General features: G+C 66.4%; 18 protein-coding genes. 12 read left to right on the forward strand and 6 right to left on the reverse strand.

The window, feature by feature from the left end; genetic code table 11:
* The first annotated feature begins 5 nt into the window (after positions 1 to 5).
* On the forward strand, positions 6 to 1,445 hold the full coding sequence (locus ACP150_RS15810; protein ID WP_424967628.1) for an exopolysaccharide biosynthesis polyprenyl glycosylphosphotransferase: 1,440 nt from the start codon (positions 6 to 8) through the stop codon (positions 1,443 to 1,445).
* Positions 1,446 to 1,862: 417 nt separating this feature from the next.
* On the opposite strand, the gene ACP150_RS15815 is transcribed toward ACP150_RS15810, so the two are convergent.
* Positions 1,863 to 2,621, reverse strand: a complete 759-nt coding sequence (locus tag ACP150_RS15815; RefSeq protein WP_424967629.1) for a GNAT family N-acetyltransferase — start codon at positions 2,619 to 2,621, stop codon at positions 1,863 to 1,865.
* A gap of 123 nt (positions 2,622 to 2,744) precedes the next feature.
* Between ACP150_RS15815 and msrB the strand changes: the two genes are divergently transcribed.
* Entirely contained in the window at positions 2,745 to 3,137 is a 393-nt protein-coding gene (gene msrB / locus ACP150_RS15820) for a peptide-methionine (R)-S-oxide reductase MsrB (protein WP_424967630.1), read from the forward strand.
* A 51-nt stretch (positions 3,138 to 3,188) separates the two neighbouring features.
* Here the strand turns inward: msrB and ACP150_RS15825 are convergent, their stop codons facing one another.
* A complete protein-coding gene (locus ACP150_RS15825) occupies positions 3,189 to 3,944 on the reverse strand; it encodes an SDR family NAD(P)-dependent oxidoreductase (protein ID WP_424967631.1) in 756 nt (251 codons plus the stop codon).
* A 295-nt stretch (positions 3,945 to 4,239) separates the two neighbouring features.
* Here ACP150_RS15825 and ACP150_RS15830 point away from each other — a divergent pair, with 295 nt between their 5' ends.
* The 4 genes from ACP150_RS15830 to ACP150_RS15845 all read left to right on the forward strand — a co-directional run bounded on the left by ACP150_RS15830 (position 4,240) and on the right by ACP150_RS15845 (position 8,809).
* On the forward strand, positions 4,240 to 4,836 hold the full coding sequence (locus ACP150_RS15830) for an outer membrane protein (RefSeq protein ID WP_424967632.1): 597 nt from the start codon (positions 4,240 to 4,242) through the stop codon (positions 4,834 to 4,836).
* A gap of 198 nt (positions 4,837 to 5,034) precedes the next feature.
* Complete coding sequence (gene cysS / locus ACP150_RS15835; RefSeq protein ID WP_424967633.1) at positions 5,035 to 6,405, forward strand: cysteine--tRNA ligase; 1,371 nt, start codon at positions 5,035 to 5,037, stop codon at positions 6,403 to 6,405.
* Positions 6,402 to 8,042: a citramalate synthase gene (gene cimA, locus ACP150_RS15840; protein ID WP_424967634.1), complete on the forward strand. Its 1,641-nt coding sequence runs from the start codon at positions 6,402 to 6,404 to the stop codon at positions 8,040 to 8,042. Before cysS ends, cimA begins: the two co-directional genes overlap by 4 nt.
* Positions 8,039 to 8,809 (forward strand): squalene/phytoene synthase family protein, encoded by a 771-nt coding sequence (locus tag ACP150_RS15845; RefSeq protein ID WP_424967635.1) that lies wholly within the window; start codon positions 8,039 to 8,041, stop codon positions 8,807 to 8,809. The genes cimA and ACP150_RS15845 overlap by 4 nt, the downstream gene beginning before the upstream one ends.
* 39 nt (positions 8,810 to 8,848) lie before the next feature.
* Here the strand turns inward: ACP150_RS15845 and ACP150_RS15850 are convergent, their stop codons facing one another.
* The 3 genes from ACP150_RS15850 to cobA all read right to left on the reverse strand — a co-directional run bounded on the left by ACP150_RS15850 (position 8,849) and on the right by cobA (position 12,290).
* Positions 8,849 to 10,075: an MFS transporter gene (locus ACP150_RS15850; RefSeq protein WP_424967636.1), complete on the reverse strand. Its 1,227-nt coding sequence runs from the start codon at positions 10,073 to 10,075 to the stop codon at positions 8,849 to 8,851.
* A gap of 71 nt (positions 10,076 to 10,146) precedes the next feature.
* The gene (locus ACP150_RS15855; RefSeq protein WP_424967637.1) at positions 10,147 to 11,448 is read right to left on the reverse strand and encodes a cobyrinate a,c-diamide synthase; all 1,302 of its coding nucleotides are present in this window, start codon (positions 11,446 to 11,448) and stop codon (positions 10,147 to 10,149) included.
* Positions 11,445 to 12,290, reverse strand: a complete 846-nt coding sequence (gene cobA, locus ACP150_RS15860; RefSeq protein ID WP_424967638.1) for a uroporphyrinogen-III C-methyltransferase — start codon at positions 12,288 to 12,290, stop codon at positions 11,445 to 11,447. The genes ACP150_RS15855 and cobA overlap by 4 nt, the downstream gene beginning before the upstream one ends.
* A gap of 97 nt (positions 12,291 to 12,387) precedes the next feature.
* Between cobA and ACP150_RS15865 the strand changes: the two genes are divergently transcribed.
* The 6 genes from ACP150_RS15865 to ACP150_RS15890 all read left to right on the forward strand — a co-directional run bounded on the left by ACP150_RS15865 (position 12,388) and on the right by ACP150_RS15890 (position 17,238).
* Positions 12,388 to 13,437 (forward strand): cobalt-precorrin-5B (C(1))-methyltransferase, encoded by a 1,050-nt coding sequence (locus tag ACP150_RS15865; protein WP_424967639.1) that lies wholly within the window; start codon positions 12,388 to 12,390, stop codon positions 13,435 to 13,437.
* The gene (locus tag ACP150_RS15870; RefSeq protein ID WP_424967640.1) at positions 13,434 to 14,180 is read left to right on the forward strand and encodes a cobalt-precorrin-6A reductase; all 747 of its coding nucleotides are present in this window, start codon (positions 13,434 to 13,436) and stop codon (positions 14,178 to 14,180) included. Before ACP150_RS15865 ends, ACP150_RS15870 begins: the two co-directional genes overlap by 4 nt.
* Positions 14,162 to 14,794 carry a DNA-3-methyladenine glycosylase family protein gene (locus tag ACP150_RS15875; RefSeq protein ID WP_424967641.1) on the forward strand — a complete coding sequence of 211 codons (633 nt, stop codon included), beginning with the start codon at positions 14,162 to 14,164 and terminating at the stop codon, positions 14,792 to 14,794. Before ACP150_RS15870 ends, ACP150_RS15875 begins: the two co-directional genes overlap by 19 nt.
* Complete coding sequence (locus ACP150_RS15880) at positions 14,791 to 15,462, forward strand: alpha/beta hydrolase (RefSeq protein WP_424967642.1); 672 nt, start codon at positions 14,791 to 14,793, stop codon at positions 15,460 to 15,462. Before ACP150_RS15875 ends, ACP150_RS15880 begins: the two co-directional genes overlap by 4 nt.
* Before the next feature lie 211 nt (positions 15,463 to 15,673).
* Positions 15,674 to 16,270, forward strand: a complete 597-nt coding sequence (locus ACP150_RS15885; RefSeq protein WP_424967643.1) for an HNH endonuclease — start codon at positions 15,674 to 15,676, stop codon at positions 16,268 to 16,270.
* A 191-nt stretch (positions 16,271 to 16,461) separates the two neighbouring features.
* A complete protein-coding gene (locus tag ACP150_RS15890) occupies positions 16,462 to 17,238 on the forward strand; it encodes a transglutaminase-like domain-containing protein (RefSeq protein WP_424967644.1) in 777 nt (258 codons plus the stop codon).
* A 9-nt stretch (positions 17,239 to 17,247) separates the two neighbouring features.
* Here ACP150_RS15890 and ACP150_RS15895 read toward each other — a convergent pair whose 3' ends face one another.
* A complete protein-coding gene (locus tag ACP150_RS15895; protein WP_424967645.1) occupies positions 17,248 to 18,192 on the reverse strand; it encodes a radical SAM protein in 945 nt (314 codons plus the stop codon).
* Positions 18,193 to 18,288 lie beyond the last annotated feature (96 nt).

The following is an 18,288-nucleotide window of genomic DNA, read 5'->3' on the forward strand; positions in this document are numbered from 1 at the left end:
GAGTAATGGACGGACAATCAATTGAGCTGAACGAAGCGGCGCGGAGCGTGGCCTTGACCGTGCGGCGCGGCGCGCTGGAGCCGCTTTGGCTGCTCTGCGTGGCGATGGCGGTTGATGTGCCCGTCTTCACCCTGGCATTCTGGTTCGCCCTCTATGGTTCTGTTCTGGCGACAGATTTCGCGCCTCTGGTCGCGGCGGCTCAGGCGGCATCGGGCGCGGTTCTGGTCGCGGTGGCTCTTGCGGCCAGTGGGGCCTATCGCAGCAAGACCATGGCCAGTCTGCCGGCGTTTCTCAGCGCCACGCTGTTCGCGGTTCTGGTGCCGGGTCTGGGACTGCTGCTCCTTGCGCCGGTGGCGGGGCTCGGACCTGCGCTCTGGGCCTTTGGGCTCAGCCTGCTCGTGGCGATTCTGTCCACGCGGATCGGCGCGCGGGCCATTCTCCGCTGGGTGATCGACACCGGTCTGATCGCGCGCCGTACGGTAATTGCCGGGGGCGGCGAGGAAGCGGCGCGACTGATCCGCGGGGTGCATGCGCGGACAGGCAATGACATCCGGTTTTACGGGATTTTCGACGACCGCAATGACGCCCGATCCCCGCCTCAGGTGCTCGGGGTGCCCAAGATCGGGGGCTATGATGACCTGATCGCCTTCGTGCGCGCCTCAGCCATTGATCTGGTGATCATCGCGCTGCCTCATACCGCCGAGGCGCGGATCAAGTGGTTGCTGGATGAGTTCCGCGTGCTGCCGGTGGAAGTGGGCCTGTCCACCCACAGCAAGGACTACGCGTTTGACCAGGGGGGCGGTCCCTATCTGCAGAAGCTCAAGCGCAGTTTCGCGCCGGAATGCCGGCTGACTAAGCGGATCTTCGATATCGTCTTTGCACTCGTCGCGCTTGGGGTGCTGTGGCCGGTGATGCTGGCGGCAGCTCTCGCCATTCGACTTGAGAGCAAAGGCCCGATCCTGTTCCGGCAACTGCGCCATGGCTATAATGATCGCACGATCGAGGTGCTGAAATTCCGCTCCATGTATGCCGAGGACAGCGATCCCGGGGCCGAGCGGATCGTGACCAGAGGGGATCCGCGGGTCACGAAGGTCGGTCGCTTCCTGCGCCGCAGTTCGATTGATGAGCTGCCGCAACTTTTCAATGTGCTCAGGGGGGATCTGTCTCTCGTCGGCCCCCGACCGCATGCGATCAGGGCGCAATCGAGCCAGCAGGATCTTTTTACCCAGATCGTGGACGGATATTCCGCCCGGCACCGGCTCCCCCCCGGGATCACCGGATGGGCGCAGATCAATGGATGGCGCGGCGAGATCGACCGCGCCGACAAGCTCGAGGCGCGCTATGCCCATGATCTTTACTACATCGAAAACTGGTCGATCTGGCTGGATCTTCAGATCCTCCTGCGCACGCCTTTCAGCTTGTTGAGTTCCAAGGGCGCGTATTGAAAGCACAAGGCGCGGTGTATGACGCGCCTAGAGCGCGACGGCGCAGGACGGCAGGCGCGTCAGAGCGCCGCTCGTGCCGATTCCGACGAGGCCGCGCGCGCAGTCATGATGGTCGCGGGGCGATGGGGCCGGTGGGCGTAACGCATGTCGCGGCTGACGCGGACTGACTGCAAGATAAGACCGAAGATGCGACCCCCGGCTTGGGGATGTGGCTTCGCCAAAGCGCGCCTCTCCTCCGCCTAGCAACCCGGGACACGCCGCGGGCCCCTGTGGTTTCAGGCAGGGAGCGACAGGGGGCATCGGTCGGCTGGCGACCTGTCTCGGGTCGATCCTGGCTTTCCCTGCAGAGGGCAGAACCGATCAACTCCTGTCACTGCGAACCCCCTCGGATCTCACTGGGCGCGCGCCGTCCTTCACTCAGGCGGTTGTCGTCGCACGCAGCAGGCGGGCCCGGGCCGGGGGGATCGCGCCGATCTCCAGCCCCGTGAAGACATGCAATGTGTTGAGGTCCCGATCGACCACTGCATGATCGCTGACCCACCCCCCCATCAGCAGATAGGTCCGCAAGAGCGGCGGCATGGCCTGCATCGCGCGTTTGAGGTCCGGCTTGACCCGCGCAAGACCCGTGGCAAAGGGAAAGACACGCGGCGCCTTCACCCGGGGCAGCCAGCGCGGCGGGGCAAGATGCTTTTCGGTCAGCAGCGCAAAGGCATCCCGGTAGCGCGCGCTGTCAGTCCCTTGGAAGGAAGAGCAGCCAAAAAGGAGCTTCACATCATGGGCATCCACATAGGCGGTCAGCGCGGCCCAGGCGATCCGCAGGATGTCGGGATCCGTATGGTCCGGGTGAATGCAGAACCGGCCCAGCTCGATGATCGGCCCCTCGAAACTTTCCAGCGCCGAGAGCTCGTAGAACTGCGCGGAGTAGCTGCGCGCGATATCCGCCCCATGGGCCAGGGGCAGGATCCGAAAGCAGCAGACGAGAGTGCCCGTCGCGATCTCCTCGACCATGATATGGCTGCAGGCCGCATCGAACGCGTCACAATCGCGGCCGTCCTTGCGCGCCGCCGCCCCGGTGCCATCCACGAAACTCAGATGCCGCAACCGCTGACAGGCCGCGATCTCGGCCTCGGTCTCGGCATGGCGCGCGGCATAGCGGCCTTTGGTCAATCGCAACATCGTCACCTCGTGGGGCCTTGGCGGTCGCGGTCCAGAGTATATCTATGGGCGTAACCTTCAATCCCGGTTGCGCGCAGGTTTGGCCCCGCGACGTGACCCCATGATGACCCCGCAGGAGGACCGATGGAAAAAGTCGTGAAAAGCGAAGAAGAGTGGCGCAATCAGCTCAGTGATCTGGCCTACAAGGTGACGCGCAAGCACGGAACGGAGCGGGCGGGGACCCACGAGGACTTTCCCAAGGATCCGGGCACCTATCGCTGCGTGTGCTGCGAGGCACCCCTGTTCGACCAGTCCCACAAGTTCGAAAGCGGGACCGGATGGCCCTCGTTCTACCAGCCGCTGGACGGCGATATGGTGGGCGAGAGCATCGACAAGAGCTGGTTCATGACCCGGACCGAGGTGCATTGCAACCGCTGCGAAGCCCATCTGGGCCATGTTTTCCCGGACGGGCCGCAGCCCACCGGGCTGCGCTACTGCATCAATGGCGTGGCCCTGACGTTCGAGCCCGAGGACTGACACCGCGCGGGTCCGCGCCGGGCATATATGTCCGGCGCCATGGCCCCGAGGTCACGGCATGCGCAACGCGCCGTCGAGCCGGATGGTCGTGCCGTTCAGATAGCCACAGGTGAGGATGAAGGCCACGAGGCGGGCATATTCCACCGGGTCGCCCAGACGCTTGGGAAAGGTCACATCGGCGGCCAGCGCATCCATGACCTCCTCGCCGAGCCCGATCAGCATCGGGGTTCGGAAAATCCCCGGCGCGATGGACATGGTGCGGATGCCTTCGCGCGCAAGGTCCCGCGCCATGGGCAGGGCCAGCCCGGCCACACCGGCCTTGGATGCCGCATAGGCCGCCTGACCCTTCTGGCCATCGAAGGCCGCAATCGAGGCCGTCGTGACGATCACGCCGCGCGCCCCGTCTTCGTCGGGTGCATTGTGCGCCATCTCCGCTGCCGCCAGCCGTGCGATGTTGAACGTCCCCACGAGGTTGATGTCGATCGTGCGCTGAAACGCCTCCAGCGGATGCGGCCCGTCCCGGCCGATGGTCTTCACACTGGTCGCGATCCCCGCGCAGGTCACGCAGGCGCTCAGCCCCCCAAGCGCGGCGCTGGCCGCGGTCACAGCGGCGGCGGCGCTGTCCTCATCGGTGACATCGACCTCGACGAAGACCGCACCGGTCTCTGCCGCAAGTTGGTGGCCCCGCGCGGCATCCCGGTCGAGCACGGCCACTGCGGCCCCCTGGGCGCAGAGATGGCGTGCCGTGGCCTCTCCGAGGCCCGAAGCGCCGCCGGTGACGAGCACTTTGTGATCTTGAATGTCCATGGGGTCCTCCGGGATATGAACGCTTGTTCAATTCATTCCTGATCTGCACGTCCCTGTCCAGCCCCGTCAGGTGCCACCCCCAATCGACCGCGGGTCACGCAGCGCCGCAAAACGTGAACGGCGCGTGAGGGTCTCGGCGGGAAGCCGCTGAAAAAGCGCCGTTATTTCTGCGATGTTCAGCCGGAAGCAGCCGATCCGCTCACGATCTTCTGACGCATCTTGGATCGGGCTGCGGGCCTGCCTAGCTCGACAGACAGACCGGGCACAAGGACCCGGAGAGGCAAAGGAGACTTGCATGAAACCGCAGTATTCATCGCCCGCGCTGATCGGCGCTCTGGTGATTGGCATGGGCAGCGCGCCCGTCCTCGCAGGCAGTTTGGAAGATCCGGTGATCGCACCACCGCCCGCACCGCCGGTAATCGTGCCTGCCGGGGCGGACTGGACCGGCTTTTATGGCGGTGTGCAGCTGGGCTATGGCGATGTGGACAGCTCGGCATCCGGCGTGGACGGGGACGGCGCGATTGGCGGTCTGATCCTCGGCTATGATTATGATTTCGGGTCCTATGTCCTGGGCGCCGGGCTCGATTACGACATTGCCGATATCGATCTCGGCGGTGCCGCGACGCTCGAGGATGTGTTGCGCCTGAAACTGCGCGCCGGTGTCGAGGCGGGGCCGGCCCTGATCTATGCGACCGGCGGGTATGCCCGGGCGGGGACCGACAATCTCGGCAGCGATGACGGCTATTTCATCGGTGCAGGCGTGGATTATCCGATCACCGAAGCCTGGACCCTGGGCGGCGAGCTTCTTTACCACGAGTTCGACGATTTCGATGGCTCCGGCGTCGACGTGGACGCCACGACATTGCAGGCGCGCTTGTCCTTCCGGTTCTGAGACCGGGAGGCTGTTTCTCCTCCAGTGTGCTGCAAGGAGCGGGCCCCTCGGGGCCCGTTTTCCGTGTCGGACGACCCCGGGGTCCTTCTTGCCCGCATCTTGAGCCCGGTCCTCTATTCCAACCGGAGTGCGGAGTTGCTAAAGCCCTCGCAACCGGGCCATGCCCGGACAGCCCCGTGGGGAAGGAAGGCAGCAATCGTGACGGCTCTGCAACTGACCAATACCAAGACGCGCCGGAAAGAGGCGTTTGTCCCGCTCGATCCGAACAATGTGCGGATGTATGTCTGTGGGCCGACCGTTTATGACCGCGCCCATCTGGGCAATGCCCGTCCGGCGGTGGTGTTTGACATGCTGTTCCGGGTGCTGCGCGCGGTCTACGGGCCCGGGCATGTGACCTATGTCCGAAACATCACGGATGTGGAGGACAAGATCAACGCGCGCGCCGCCGAGACCGGTCGGTCCATCAAGGAGATCACCGACGAAACCAGCCAGTGGTATCTCGACGATATGGAAGCTCTGGGCACTTTGGCGCCGACCCATATTCCCCGCGCAACCCAGTATATCCCGCAGATGGTGTCGATGATCGAGACGCTGATCGCGGGCGGGCATGCCTATGCCGCCGAGGGGCATGTTCTGTTCGATGTGCGCAGCTACGCGGCCTATGGCGCCCTGTCGGGGCGCTCGGTGGATGACATGATCGCGGGCGCGCGGGTCGAGGTGGCACCGTACAAACGCGATCCGATGGATTTCGTGCTGTGGAAGCCCTCCGATGCGGCCACGCCCGGCTGGGACAGCCCTTGGGGACGGGGACGGCCGGGCTGGCATATCGAATGCTCGGCCATGAGCCGGGAGCTTTTGGGGGAAAGCTTCGATATCCACGGGGGCGGCAATGACCTGCAATTCCCGCATCATGAAAACGAGATCGCCCAGAGCTGCTGCGCCCATCCCGAGGGGGAGTTTGCGAAGGTCTGGATGCATAACGAGATGCTGCAGGTCGAGGGCAAGAAGATGTCCAAGTCCCTTGGCAATTTCTTCACCGTGCGGGATCTGTTTGACGAAGGGGTGCCGGGCGAGGTGATCCGGCTTGTGTTTCTCGGGACCCATTACTCCAAGCCCATGGATTGGACCGCCGCCAAGCGCGATGAGGCGACCGGCGTTCTGCGGAAATGGCGCGCGGCGGTTGCAGGCATCGAGCCCGCGCCCGCCGCGTCCCCGTCCGTCATGGCGGCGCTGGCGGATGATCTCAACACGCCGGGGGCCATTGCGGGCCTGCACCAGCTGTACCGGGACGGGGACCTGCCCGGATTGCTGGCCTCGGCGCGGCTGATGGGGCTTCTGACCGACGAGATGGGCGGCTGGGCCGCAGCGCCTCAGGTCGACCTGTCGGCCCATGCCGCGGGACTGGCGGCGGCGCGTGAGGCCGCCATGGCGAGCAAGGATTTTGCGGAAGTCGACCGCCTCAAATCGGCGCTCGTGGCGGCCGGGGTCGAGGTGCGCATGAGCAAGGCCGGGGTCGAGCTGGTCCCCGGACCCGATTTCGATGCCGCCAAGCTGGAGGCGTTGGCATGACAGGCGAGCGGCTTTTCCTCTACGATACCACCCTGCGCGACGGGCAGCAGACGCAAGGGGTGCAATTCTCCACCGCCGAGAAGCAGCAGATCGCGACGGCGCTCGACATGCTGGGGATCGATTATATCGAAGGCGGCTGGCCCGGTGCGAACCCGACGGATTCGGAGTTTTTCGCCACCAGACCCGCCTTTGATCATGCGCGCTTTGCCGCCTTTGGCATGACCAAGCGCGCCGGGTTCTCGGCGGAGAATGACGATGTGCTGGCCGCCGTTCTGAACGCGGGCACGCCCTCGGTCTGTCTCGTGGGCAAATCGCACGAGTACCACGTGACCCGGGCGCTCGGCATCGAGTTGGCCAAGAACACCGAAAACATTCGTCGCTCGGTCGCGCATCTCCGCGCCCAGGGGCGGGAGGCGCTGTTTGACGCGGAGCATTTCTTTGACGGCTATCTGGCCAATCCGGATTATGCGCTCGAAACGCTCCATGCCGCGCTGGAGGCCGGGGCGCGCTGGGTCGTGCTGTGCGATACCAATGGCGGGCGGCTGCCAGCGGAGATCGGTGAGATCACGGCGGCAGTGATTGCAAGCGGCGTGCCTGGGGACCATCTGGGCATCCATACCCATAACGACACGGGCAATGCGGTGGCCAATTCTCTGGCGGCCATCGATGCGGGCGCGCGTCAGATCCAGGGCACGCTGAACGGGCTTGGAGAGCGCTGCGGCAATGCCAATCTGGTCACGCTTATCCCGACGCTTTTGCTGAAAGAACCCTATCGCAGCCGGTTCGAGACCGGTGTGACCGAGGACGCGCTGACCGATCTGGTCCGGGTGTCGCGCACGCTCGATGACATCCTCAACCGGGTGCCGACCAAGAGCGCGCCTTATGTGGGCGCCTCGGCCTTTGCCCACAAGGCGGGGCTGCACGCCTCGGCGATCCTGAAGGATCCGAGCACCTATGAGCATATCGCGCCCGAGGCCGTGGGCAATGCGCGCGTCATCCCCATGTCGAACCAGGCCGGGCAGTCCAACCTGCGCAAGCGGCTGGCGGATGCGGGGATCGAGATTGCCAAGGGCGACCCAAGGCTCGGCGCGCTTCTGGACGAGGTGAAGCGGCGCGAGGATCTGGGCTATGCCTTTGACAGTGCGCAGGCCAGTTTCGAGCTGCTGGCGCGGCGCCATCTGGAGGGGCTGCCGGAGTTTTTCGAGGTCAAGCGCTACCGGGTGACGGTGGAGCGGCGCAAGAACAAGTATAACGAGATGGTCAGCCTGTCCGAGGCGGTGGTGGTTCTGAAGATCGGCGATCAGAAGATGCTGTCTGTGTCGGAATCCATGGATGAGACCGGCTGTGATCGCGGCCCGGTGAATGCGCTGGCCAAGGCGCTCGGCAAGGATCTGGGCCCCTATACGCGCTTCATCGAGGATCTGAAGCTGGTGGATTTCAAGGTGCGGATCACCAATGGCGGCACCGAGGCCGTGACCCGCGTCCTGATCGACAGCGAGGACGGGCAGGGGCGGCGCTGGTCCACGGTCGGGGTGTCCGCCAACATCGTGGATGCGAGTTTCGAAGCGCTGGTCGAGGCGATCCAGTGGAAGCTGATCCGTGATGGCGCGACCGCGCAGGCGCTGGCCGCCGAATGACGCTCAACGCATGTGCCGCGCTGGTGGAGCGGGGGGACCCGGACCGGTTTCTCGCCACCATGGCCGCGCCCGTGGCCGCGCGGGCGGTGTTGTTCCCGGTCTATGCCTTCAATCTCGAAGTGAGCCGCGCCCCTTGGGTGACCGAGGAGGCGATGATCGCCGAGATGCGCCTGCAATGGTGGCGCGACACGCTCGAAGAGATCGGGCAGGGGGCCGAGCCGCGCGCCCATGAGGTGGTCGCGCCGCTGAGCGACGTGCTGGATGCGGAGGCAACAGAGGTGCTGGATCGCTTGATCGTGGCCCGCCGCTGGGAGATCTATCGCGACCCGTTCGAGGATGACGCGGCCCTGAGCACCTATCTGGAGGACACGGGCGCGGGGCTGGTCTGGACCCTCGGGCGGCTGCTGGGCGCGGGGCCCGAGGCCGAAGCGCCCTTGCGCGCACAAGGCTGGGCGGCGGCGCTTGCGCGGTACCTGCAGGCGGTGCCGGAGCTTGAGGCGCGCAACCGCATCCCCCTCGTGGATGGGCGGAGCGCGGCCGTGGCCGATCTGGCGCGGGCGGGGCTGGCGCGTCTGGCAGAGGCGCGCAAGGCGCGCGGTTCCGTGCCCAAAGCGGCGCTGCCCGCGCTTCTGGCCGGATGGCAGGCTGAACCTGTCCTGCAACAGGCTGCAGCGCATCCCGAGGATGTGGCCGCAGGGGCCTTGGGCGGGTCGGAGTTCGGCAAGCGCGCGCGTCTGGCCTGGATCAGCAGCACGGGGCGCTGGTAGGCCCATGGCCGGCGGCTGTCGCCCCCGGCCTGTTGTGCCTCAGATCGCCGGTTTCGGCTTCAGCACCAGCCAGATCAGCGCGCCGCCCGCCAGCGCCAGAAGGGGTGCCATGGCAAGGTTCACGGCGGTCCAGCCCGCGACCACATCGCCGCCCGAGCAGTTCATCAGCCCGCCCGAGGCCAGCGAGGCCATGGTCACGCAGCCAAAGACGATCGCGTCATTCAGGCCCTGGATCCGCCCGCGCTCTCCCGCGCTATGGGCCGAGGCGAGCATGGTGGTCGCCCCGATGAAGCCAAAGTTCCAGCCCACGCCCAACAGCGCCAGCGCGACAAAGAAATTCCCCAGCGCCACGCCCGACAGCGCCACGGCCCCGCCCGCGCCAAGGATCAGAAGGCCCGTGGCCACGATTTTCTCGACGCCGAACCGGTTGATCAGATGGCCGGTGAAAAAGCTCGGCGCGAACATGGCGATCACGTGCAGGCTGACCACATCCGCCGCATTCCCGGTGGTAAAGCCGCAGCCCACCACCGCCAGCGGGGTCGAGGTCATCACGAGGTTCATCAGCGCATAGGCCACCATGGCACAGATGATCGCGGTCACGATCACCGGATCGCGCAGCATCTCGCGCCGGGTCCGTCCGCCCTCGGGGCCCTTCTTGGCCGAGGCGGGTTTCGGGATGTCGAGAAAGAAGAACAGCCCGATCCCGATCAGATTGATCGCCAGCGCCACCAGATAGGTGCCCAGAAACGGCACGACGAAGAGGTCGGTCGTCACCTTCACCAGCTGCGGCCCGATCAGGGCCGAGACCAGCCCGCCCGCCATCACATAGGAGATCGCCTTGGGCCGGAACCCCTCGCTCGCGGTATCCGCGGCCGCGAAGCGGTAGAAGCCCTGCGCGCTCATATAGCTGCCCGTCAGGAACGACCCGAGCAGGAAGATCCAGAAATTACCCGTGGCCAGGCCCATTGCGCCGATGATGCTGCCGAGCGCGCCGCCAAGGGCGCCGATGACGAAGCCAGTCCGACGTCCGAAGCGCTGCATCACCGCGGACAGCCAGGGCGCCGTGGCCATGGAGCCGAACACGATCAGCGAGATCGGCAGGGTCGCGAGGCAGGGATGCGGGGTCAGCATCTGACCGGCCAGCCCGCCGATGACGAAGATCATCGTGATCTGGCTGCCGAGAAAGGCCTGGGCCGCCACAAGGACCGCCACATTGCGCTTGGCGCGGGCGTCATCCATCGGGGCGGTCTCGGTCAGCATGGTCATGGGGCAGTGCTATCGGGTTGGGCGGGGCGGGGGAAGCGGCCTTTCGGTCGCGCTCTGGCTCCGGGGCGTGGTCATGCCGGGGCGATAAGATGGGCGAAGCTGCCCGCGACCGAGCCCGCCCGCAAGCCCATCGCAGGCAGATCCGCGCCCGCCGCATCGCGCGCGGTAAAGAGCGGATCGCCCTCGGCCCGGAGGGTGCTGGCATAGTGGAATTCATGGCCCGTGAGCGGCCCCGCGAACCTGGCACCAAGCGGGGCAAGCTGCCGGTAGCCCAGATGCAGCTTGCGCGCCGCGAAAGAGGTCTCCAACCGCAGCAGCCCTGCCATGGCATGGCGCGTGCCATCCGCATCCACAAGCCCATCGCCCAGAACCATGTAGCCACCGCATTCCCCATAGATCCGCGTCCCGGCCTTTGCCGCGGCGCGCAGGCTGTCGAGAAAACGCGCGGCAGCGGCAAGGCGACCGCCATGAAGCTCCGGATAGCCGCCGGGCAAAAAGACCGCGTCGACCCCCTCCAGGATCGGCGCGTCGTCCAGCGGTGAGAAAACGCTCAGCTCGGCCCCGGCATCGCGCCAGGCGGCCAGCAGATGCGGATAGGCAAAGGCAAAGGCCGCGTCCCGCGCGACGGCGATCCGTTGACCCAAGGGCGGGATATGCGGGGCCCGGCTCGGGGCGCGCAGGGGCAGAGGCTCGGCCAGCGCGATCAACGCGTCGAGATCCACGGCCTCTGCGGCAAGTGTGCCGGCACGGTCGAGAAAGGCGCGCAGATCGTGACGCTCTTCAGCCTGAACCAGTCCGAGATGGCGCGACGGGGTCCCGAGGGCCGTGTCCCGATGCACTGCGCCGAGCACGGGGATCCCGAGCGGCGCGAGTGCGGCGCGCAGCAGCGTCTCATGGCGGGGCGAGCCGACCTTGTTGAGGATCACGCCCGCGATGCGCACCTGCGGGTCGTGCCCGGCAAAGCCCGCGACCAGCGGCGCGATGGAGTGCGCCATGCGCGCGGCATCCACCACCAGCACCACGGGCAGGCTCAACTGTCGCGCGAGATCCGCGCAGGATCCGCGCCCCGCGCCACTGCCATCGGCGGCCCCGTCAAAGAGACCCATCGCCCCTTCGATGATCAGGGTGCCGGGACCGGCGGCAAGATCGCGGATCATCCCCGGCGCCATGGCCCAGGCGTCGAGATTGACACAAGGTCGGCCCGTGGCGGCGGCATGAAACTGCGGATCGATGTAATCGGGGCCGGATTTCGCCCCGCGCACGGCCATGCCCCGCGCGGTGAGAGCCGCGAGAAGACCCAGTGTGACCGTGGTCTTGCCCGCGCCCGAGCCCGGAGCCGCGAGGATCAGCCCGCGCCCCGGATCTGCGCTCATCCGGCTTCGGCCGGGCGTCCCCGGCCCAGCGGGTCGAGATCCCGTGCGACGGCTCCGGCGGCCATGGCCTGCCAATCGAGCACCTGCCGCATCAGCACCGCGCGCCCGACACAGATGATCGCCGGGGGCGTCAGACCGCTTTCGGCGATATCCTCGGCCACGCGGCCCAGTGTCGTCTCGAGCACCTGCTGATGCTCTGTCGCCGCCGATGTCACCACGGCCACGGGTTCTTCAACCGCGCGCCCGCCCGCGATCAGTGCCGCCGAGATCCGCGCGATATGCTTCATGCCCATGTAAATAACAATGACCTGACTGCCCCGGGCGATCCCTTCCCAGTCGAGGGTCGAAGGGGTCGCGCCGCTCTGGTCATGGCCGGTCACGAAGGTCACGGATTGGTTCACGTCGCGATGGGTCACGGGCACGCCCGCATAGGCCAGCCCGCCGATCCCGGCGGAGATGCCGGGGATGATCCGGATCGGGATGCCGTGCTGCACAAGGCTCTGGGCCTCTTCGCCGCCGCGTCCGAACACGAAAGGGTCGCCGCCCTTGAGGCGCAGCACCCGCCGCCCTTCGCGCGCCAGCGACACCAGCCGCAGCGAGATGTCCCGCTGCTTGGCCGAGGGTTTGCCCCCGCGCTTGCCCGCATAGATCTTTTCGGCCTGCGGATTGGCCCAGCTCAGGACGCGATCATCCACCAGCGCGTCATAGACGATCACATCCGCCTGGCGCAGGGCATTGACCGCATGCAGGGTCAAAAGCCCCGGATCGCCGGGGCCAGCACCGCAGAGCCAGACCCAGCCGGGCTCCATTGCGGGAAGATCGTGGAAAAGAGAGTCGCTCATGGCGCTGTTATGGCAGGGCAATTCCAAACCGCAAAGAGGCCAAGCGACGCAACAGAGCCTGTTTGCGCAGCCCGGCGGGGGGCGTATAGTCGCGCCGATGACACGCATGCCCGATCCTGAGCAGACACTGCGCCGTGGCTGGACGACCGGGGCCTGCGCCACGGCCGCCACCAAGGCGGCGCTTGTGGCGCTGTGGGATAGGGCGTTTCCGGACGAGGTTCAGATCACGCTGCCCAAGGGCGAGCAGCCGGTCTTTCCGCTCGCCCATCGGGCGCGGGGCGCGGATTGGGCCGAGGTCGGGATCACCAAAGATGCGGGCGATGATCCGGATGTCACCCATGGGGCGCTGGTAATCGCGCGGGTGCGGGCCTCTGCCGGCGGTGTGCGCTTCGCTGCCGGAGAGGGGGTCGGTCATGTGACCAAGGCCGGGCTGCCCATCGCGGTAGGCGAGCCTGCGATCAACCCTGTGCCGCGATCCATGATGACCGAGGTCGTCACCGCGCTGGCGGCGGAACGGTCCCGCGCCCCGGATGTCGAGATCACGATTTCGATCCCCGGCGGTGCAGAGCTGGCCGCCAAGACCTGGAACCCGCGCCTGGGGATTCAGGGCGGGCTGTCGATCCTCGGGACGACCGGCGTGGTGCGCCCCTTCTCCTGCGCGGCCTGGATCGCCTCGATCCATCGCGGGATCGATGTGGCGCGGGCCGAGGGGCTCGGCCATGTGGCGGGAACAACGGGGGCCACGTCGGAGGCGACGGTGCAGACGCTCCATTCCCTGCCAGATCACGCGATGCTCGACATGGGGGATTTTGTCGGCGGGATGACGAAATACCTGCGCAAGCACCCGGTCCCGCGCCTCACGGTCGGGGGCGGCATCGGCAAGATGAGCAAGCTGGCCCAAGGCGCGGTCGATCTGCATTCCAAGCGCTCGCAGGTGGATCTCGGCGCGCTGGCCGCAGCGATGGGTGATCCGCGCCTTGCGGGGTGCAACACGGCGCTCGAAGCGCTGGAGATCGCCGGGGCGCCCCTGGCCGCCCATGTGGCCGAGACGGCCCGGGCGCGGCTGTGTCAGATGGTCGGGCCCGAGATCGCGGTGGATACGGTGGTGATTGACCGCAAGGGCCAGATCTGGGGCCGGGCGGAATGACGCGGCTCTTGCTTCTGGGAGGCACGAGCGAGGCGCGCGATCTGGCGCGCCAGCTGGCGGGGCAGGTGGATCTGACGCTGTCGCTGGCCGGGCGCACCCGCGCGCCGGAGCTTGACGGGGTGCGCACACGGATCGGCGGGTTTGGCGGGGCCGAAGGCTTCGCGCGCCATCTGGCCGAGACCGGGACGGACGCGGTGCTCGACGCCACCCATCCCTTCGCGGCCGAGATGTCGCGGCGCAGTGCGGCGGTCGCGACCCGCGCGGGTCTGCCCTATCTTATGCTGCGGCGCCCGGGCTGGCAGCCTGACCCGGAGGATGACTGGATCCGTGTGCCGGACACCGCCGCGGCGGCGCGGGTCCCGGGGCGGGCAGATCGCGTGTTTCTTGCCACCGGGCGGCAGACCCTGCCGGAGTTCGCGCGGATGCGCGCGGCCCGGTGCTGGTGTCGGCAGATCGACCCGCCCGAGGGCGCGTTTCCCTTCCCCAAGGGCGAGTTCCTTGTGGGTCGTCCGCCCTTCCCCGAGACCGAGGAGATCGCTCTGTTCGAGCGGTTGGGCGTGACGCTTCTGGTGGTCAAGGATGCGGGCGGTGCGGCCAGTCGCAGCAAACTCGACGCCGCGCGCGCGCTGGGGATCCGGGTCGTCATGATCGACCGGCCCGACCTGTCGGACCTGCCGCAGGTGAGCACGGTGGCGCAGGCACTGACTTGGGTAGAGGAGTTGCCATGTCCGTCGGACGCCTGATCGAAACCCCCGATTGCGTCGCCGAGGGCTGCGCCTATCTGGTGGACATCGAACCGCGCTTTGCCACCGCCTTTGACGCGACCGGGCCCTTGCCCCTGCGGCGGCGGCCGGACGGGTTCGCGGCGCTTTTGTCGGCCATCGTCAGCCAGCAGGTCTCGGTCGCGGCGGCCAATGCGATCTGGTCCCGGCTCAAGGCCGCAAAGCTCACGGGGCCCCGCAAGGTCCTCTGGGCGACGGAGGAGGAGTTGCGCGCCTGCGGTCTCTCGCGCCAGAAGGTCCGCTATGCCAAGGCTCTGGCCGAAGCCAGGATCAGGTTTGCCGATCTGCGCGACGCCCCCGATGACGAGGTCGTTGCGACGCTGGTCGAGGTGCCTGGGATCGGGCGCTGGACCGCCGAGATCTACGCCATGTTCTCGCTGGGCCGGGCGGATGTCTTTGCGCCCGCCGATCTCGCCTTGCAGGAATCGGCCCGGGTGCTCTTTGATCTGCCCGAGCGGCCCAGTGAAAAGGCCCTGCGGGAGATGGCCGCGGCCTGGTCGCCATGGCGAGCGGTTGCGGCGCGCGGGCTCTGGGCCTACTACCATGTGGCCAAGAACCGGGAGGGCATACGATGACGCGTATTCTGGACATGGGCCGCAAGGGCCCCGCACAAGGCACCGCCAAGCGGGTGGTTGTGCTGCTCCATGGCTATGGCGCTGATGGCAATGACCTTCTTGGGCTCGCCGATCCGCTCTCGCCGCATATGCCCGACACGGCTTTCATCGCGCCCAACGCGCCGGAGGTCTGCGTCAACAACCCCATGGGGTTCCAGTGGTTTCCGATCCCTTGGCTCGACGGCTCTTCCGAAGAAGAAGCCGCGACGAGCATGGAGCGTGCGGTTGAAGACCTGAACGCGTTTCTCGATTCCGTGCTTGAAGGCGAGGGTGTAACCTCCGATAATCTCATGCTTTTGGGGTTTTCGCAGGGCACGATGATGAGCCTCCATGTGGCGCCGCGCCGCGAGACCGCATTCGCCGGGGTCGTCGGCTTTTCCGGGCGTCTGCTCGGGCCAGAGCGGCTCGAGGACGAGATGAAGGTCAAGATGCCGATCCTGTTGATCCACGGGGATCAGGACGAGATGGTACCGCCCGCCTCCCTGCCGGAGGCGGCCAATGCGCTGAACTCTGCCGGGTTCGAGGTCTATGCCCATATCTCCAAGGGGACGGGCCACGGGATCGCGCAGGATGGTCTGTCGGTGGCGCTGGCCTTCATGCGCGACAAGCTCGGGCTGGAGGACGGCTGAGGCCGGTTTTCGCGCCCGTTCCCGCCGCGCCATCCCTGCCCATCGCCCGCCGTCACGCGCGCGTCACACTCTGCCCGTAGCTCTGGCAGGCAAGTACCGTATTTGCGGGGCTTGTCAGGTGGCGAACGCCATATATAGTGACAGCAAGCGAACGGGGCGGGGTGTCCCGCCTTGGTCCAAACCTGGATAGACGAGGCGGAGACGGAGTCCCATGAGTGAGCCGATCGAGCGTGAGTTCCGAACGAGTTTTGTCCGAGATCCCCAGAGCCTGCGCCACAACCCGGCCCTTGTACTGAACGCCGATTACCGGCCGCTGTCCTACTACCCGCTGTCGCTCTGGACCTGGCAGGAGGCGGTAAAGGCGGCCTTCCTCGACCGGGTGACGATCCTTGCGGAGTATGACGATGTGGTCCGCAGCCCCACCACCGAGATACGGGTCCCCTCGGTTGTCGTCCTCAAAGACTATGTGAAACCTCAAAAGCGCGTGGCCTTCACGCGCTTTAATTTGTTTTTGCGGGACCAGTTCTGCTGTCAGTATTGCGGGGCCAAGGGGGATCTGACCTTTGACCACGTGGTGCCGCGCGCCAGTGGCGGCGTGACCAGCTGGGAGAACGTGGTGGCGGCCTGTTCGAAGTGCAACCTGAAGAAGGGGTCGAAATCGCTGCGCGCCTCGGGCATGTCCCTGCGCCAGACCCCGCGCCAGCCCGCCGCCGAGCAGCTCCGGAATATGGGCCGGAAATTCCCGCCCAACTACCTCCATGAGAGCTGGATGGACTTCCTGTACTGGGATGCCGAGCTGGAAGCCTGAGAAGGCGTTCGGCCCTGTCTGACGTTACGTACCGTCATCGGCGGATTCCCCGTTGATTTCACGCCCCGCGCTGGCCTAAGCACGCGCAGTGCGGGGCCGTGGCCACGCGGGTGTTTTCCTGTTTCCTGACGTTTGAACCGGCGTTCTCATGCGAGGGCGCAAGTCTGCTTTGCCGATGATTGGGGCCTGCCGTGAAGCTCAAGATTGATGTGACGATGAATTACCAGCTCGACCCGAGCCGCCGGGTGCTTTTGGCGCTGGAGGTTGCGCAGGGCCCGGAGCAGGTTGTCCATGCCAGCCATCTCGACATCGATCATGCGCGCCTGCACCGGGTGGACGGGGCCGGCGGGGTGGGGCAACGCACCTGGGCCTTGCTCGGGATCGACCAGATGTGGCTTGGATACAACGCCGAGGTGGAAATCAAGCGCCCGGTCCCCGAGCTCGCTGCGCTGGCACCGACGCCGCTTCATGCGCTGCCGGGCGAGGCGCTGTGCTATCTGCGCCCGTCGCGATTCTGCCAATCCGACAAGTTCACCGCCTTCGTCCAGCGCCGCTTCGGCGGGATCGAGGGCGGGGCCAAGGTGGCCGCCATTCTCGACTGGATCGATGCGGAGATGATCTATGTCCCGGCCAGCTCGGACGCGGAAACCACGGTGATGGAGACCTTTGTGGATCGTCAGGGCGTGTGCCGTGACTATGCCCATATGGTCTGCGCCCTGTGCCGGGCCGCGGACATCCCGGCGCGCTACGCGTCGGTCTACGGGCTGGGCGTGGTGCCGCAGGATTTCCATGCGGTCGCACAGGTCTGGCTGGACGGGGCGTGGCGTCTGGTGGATGCAACCCGCATGTGCGCGCCGGATCAGATGGTGGTGATCGCCGTCGGGCGGGATGCCTGCGATGTCGCCTTCATGGAGACCGAGGGGTTCGCCAGCATGATCACCCAGCAGGTGAGCGTCTCCGCCCTCTAGGCAGGCGGGTCAGGCCGAGCAGCTCGCCCCGCCCAGCACGCAGAATTTGGCGCAATGGGGGTGGTTGAGCTGTACCGCGCCCTCGGCCTCGGCGAGGCTGGTGCCCAGCTCGAATTCCGGGCTGTAGGGCAGCAATGTGCAGGCCAGCACGGACGGGCTTTCGGCCCCGCGCCGCTTGACCACCATCCGCGAGGAGGCGCACATCACATCATCCGGTGACTTGTTGAGGATCCCCCAGCAAGCGGTTGTGATCTCAGGCACTTCTGCGGTTTCATCCATCTCGGGAAAGAGCACGGTCTGGCCCGGATTGCGGGCATCGATCTGGTAGCCGCGCGCCTCGAAAAGGGCGGCATAGCCATCGCGGCTCTGGGCGTCGGTCTCGCCCCAGACGGTGCGCCCGGCAACGGCCATCCGGATGCCGTGATCGCGCAGCCAATCCATGCCTTCGAGCGTGCGGGCAAAGCTATTCTTGCCGCGCTCTTCGTCATGGCGGTCCTCGGACCAGTGATCGACGCTGATCCGCAGGGTCAGCTTGTCGCCATGGGTCTTTTGCAAATCCAGCAGGCCTGCGCGCATGGATTTGCGCATCATCGGGCGCATGGCGTTGGTGAGGATCAGAACCTCATAGCCGCGTTGCAGGCAGTCGCGCGCCATCTCGATCATGTCGGGGTTCATGAAGGGCTCGCCGCCGGTAAACCCGATCTCGCGCACATTCCACTGCCGCGCCTCAAGCTGATCCAGATAGTCCCGCACCTCGGCTGCGGTGATATAGACCAGCCGGTCATTGGTCGGAGAGCTCTCGATATAGCAGTTCACACATTCAATGTTGCACAAGGTGCCGGTGTTGAACCACAGCGTGTCAGGATTCGTGAGGGCCACGGAGGCCCGCTGATCGCCCGCCGCGGTCACATAGGGGTCTTGGAACTTGCCGGCATTCGCTGCGAGGTCTTTCATCGTCGTCTCCGTGTTGCCCCTTAGAGGTACGCTGCATCTGCGAGAGAGAAAAGCCATGACACTTGTAGTGACGCTGTTGTGAAGGCATCCTTTTCC

Origin of the sequence: Dinoroseobacter sp. S375, assembly GCF_049800775.1 — a bacterium.
Taxonomy (GTDB): domain Bacteria; phylum Pseudomonadota; class Alphaproteobacteria; order Rhodobacterales; family Rhodobacteraceae; genus Dinoroseobacter.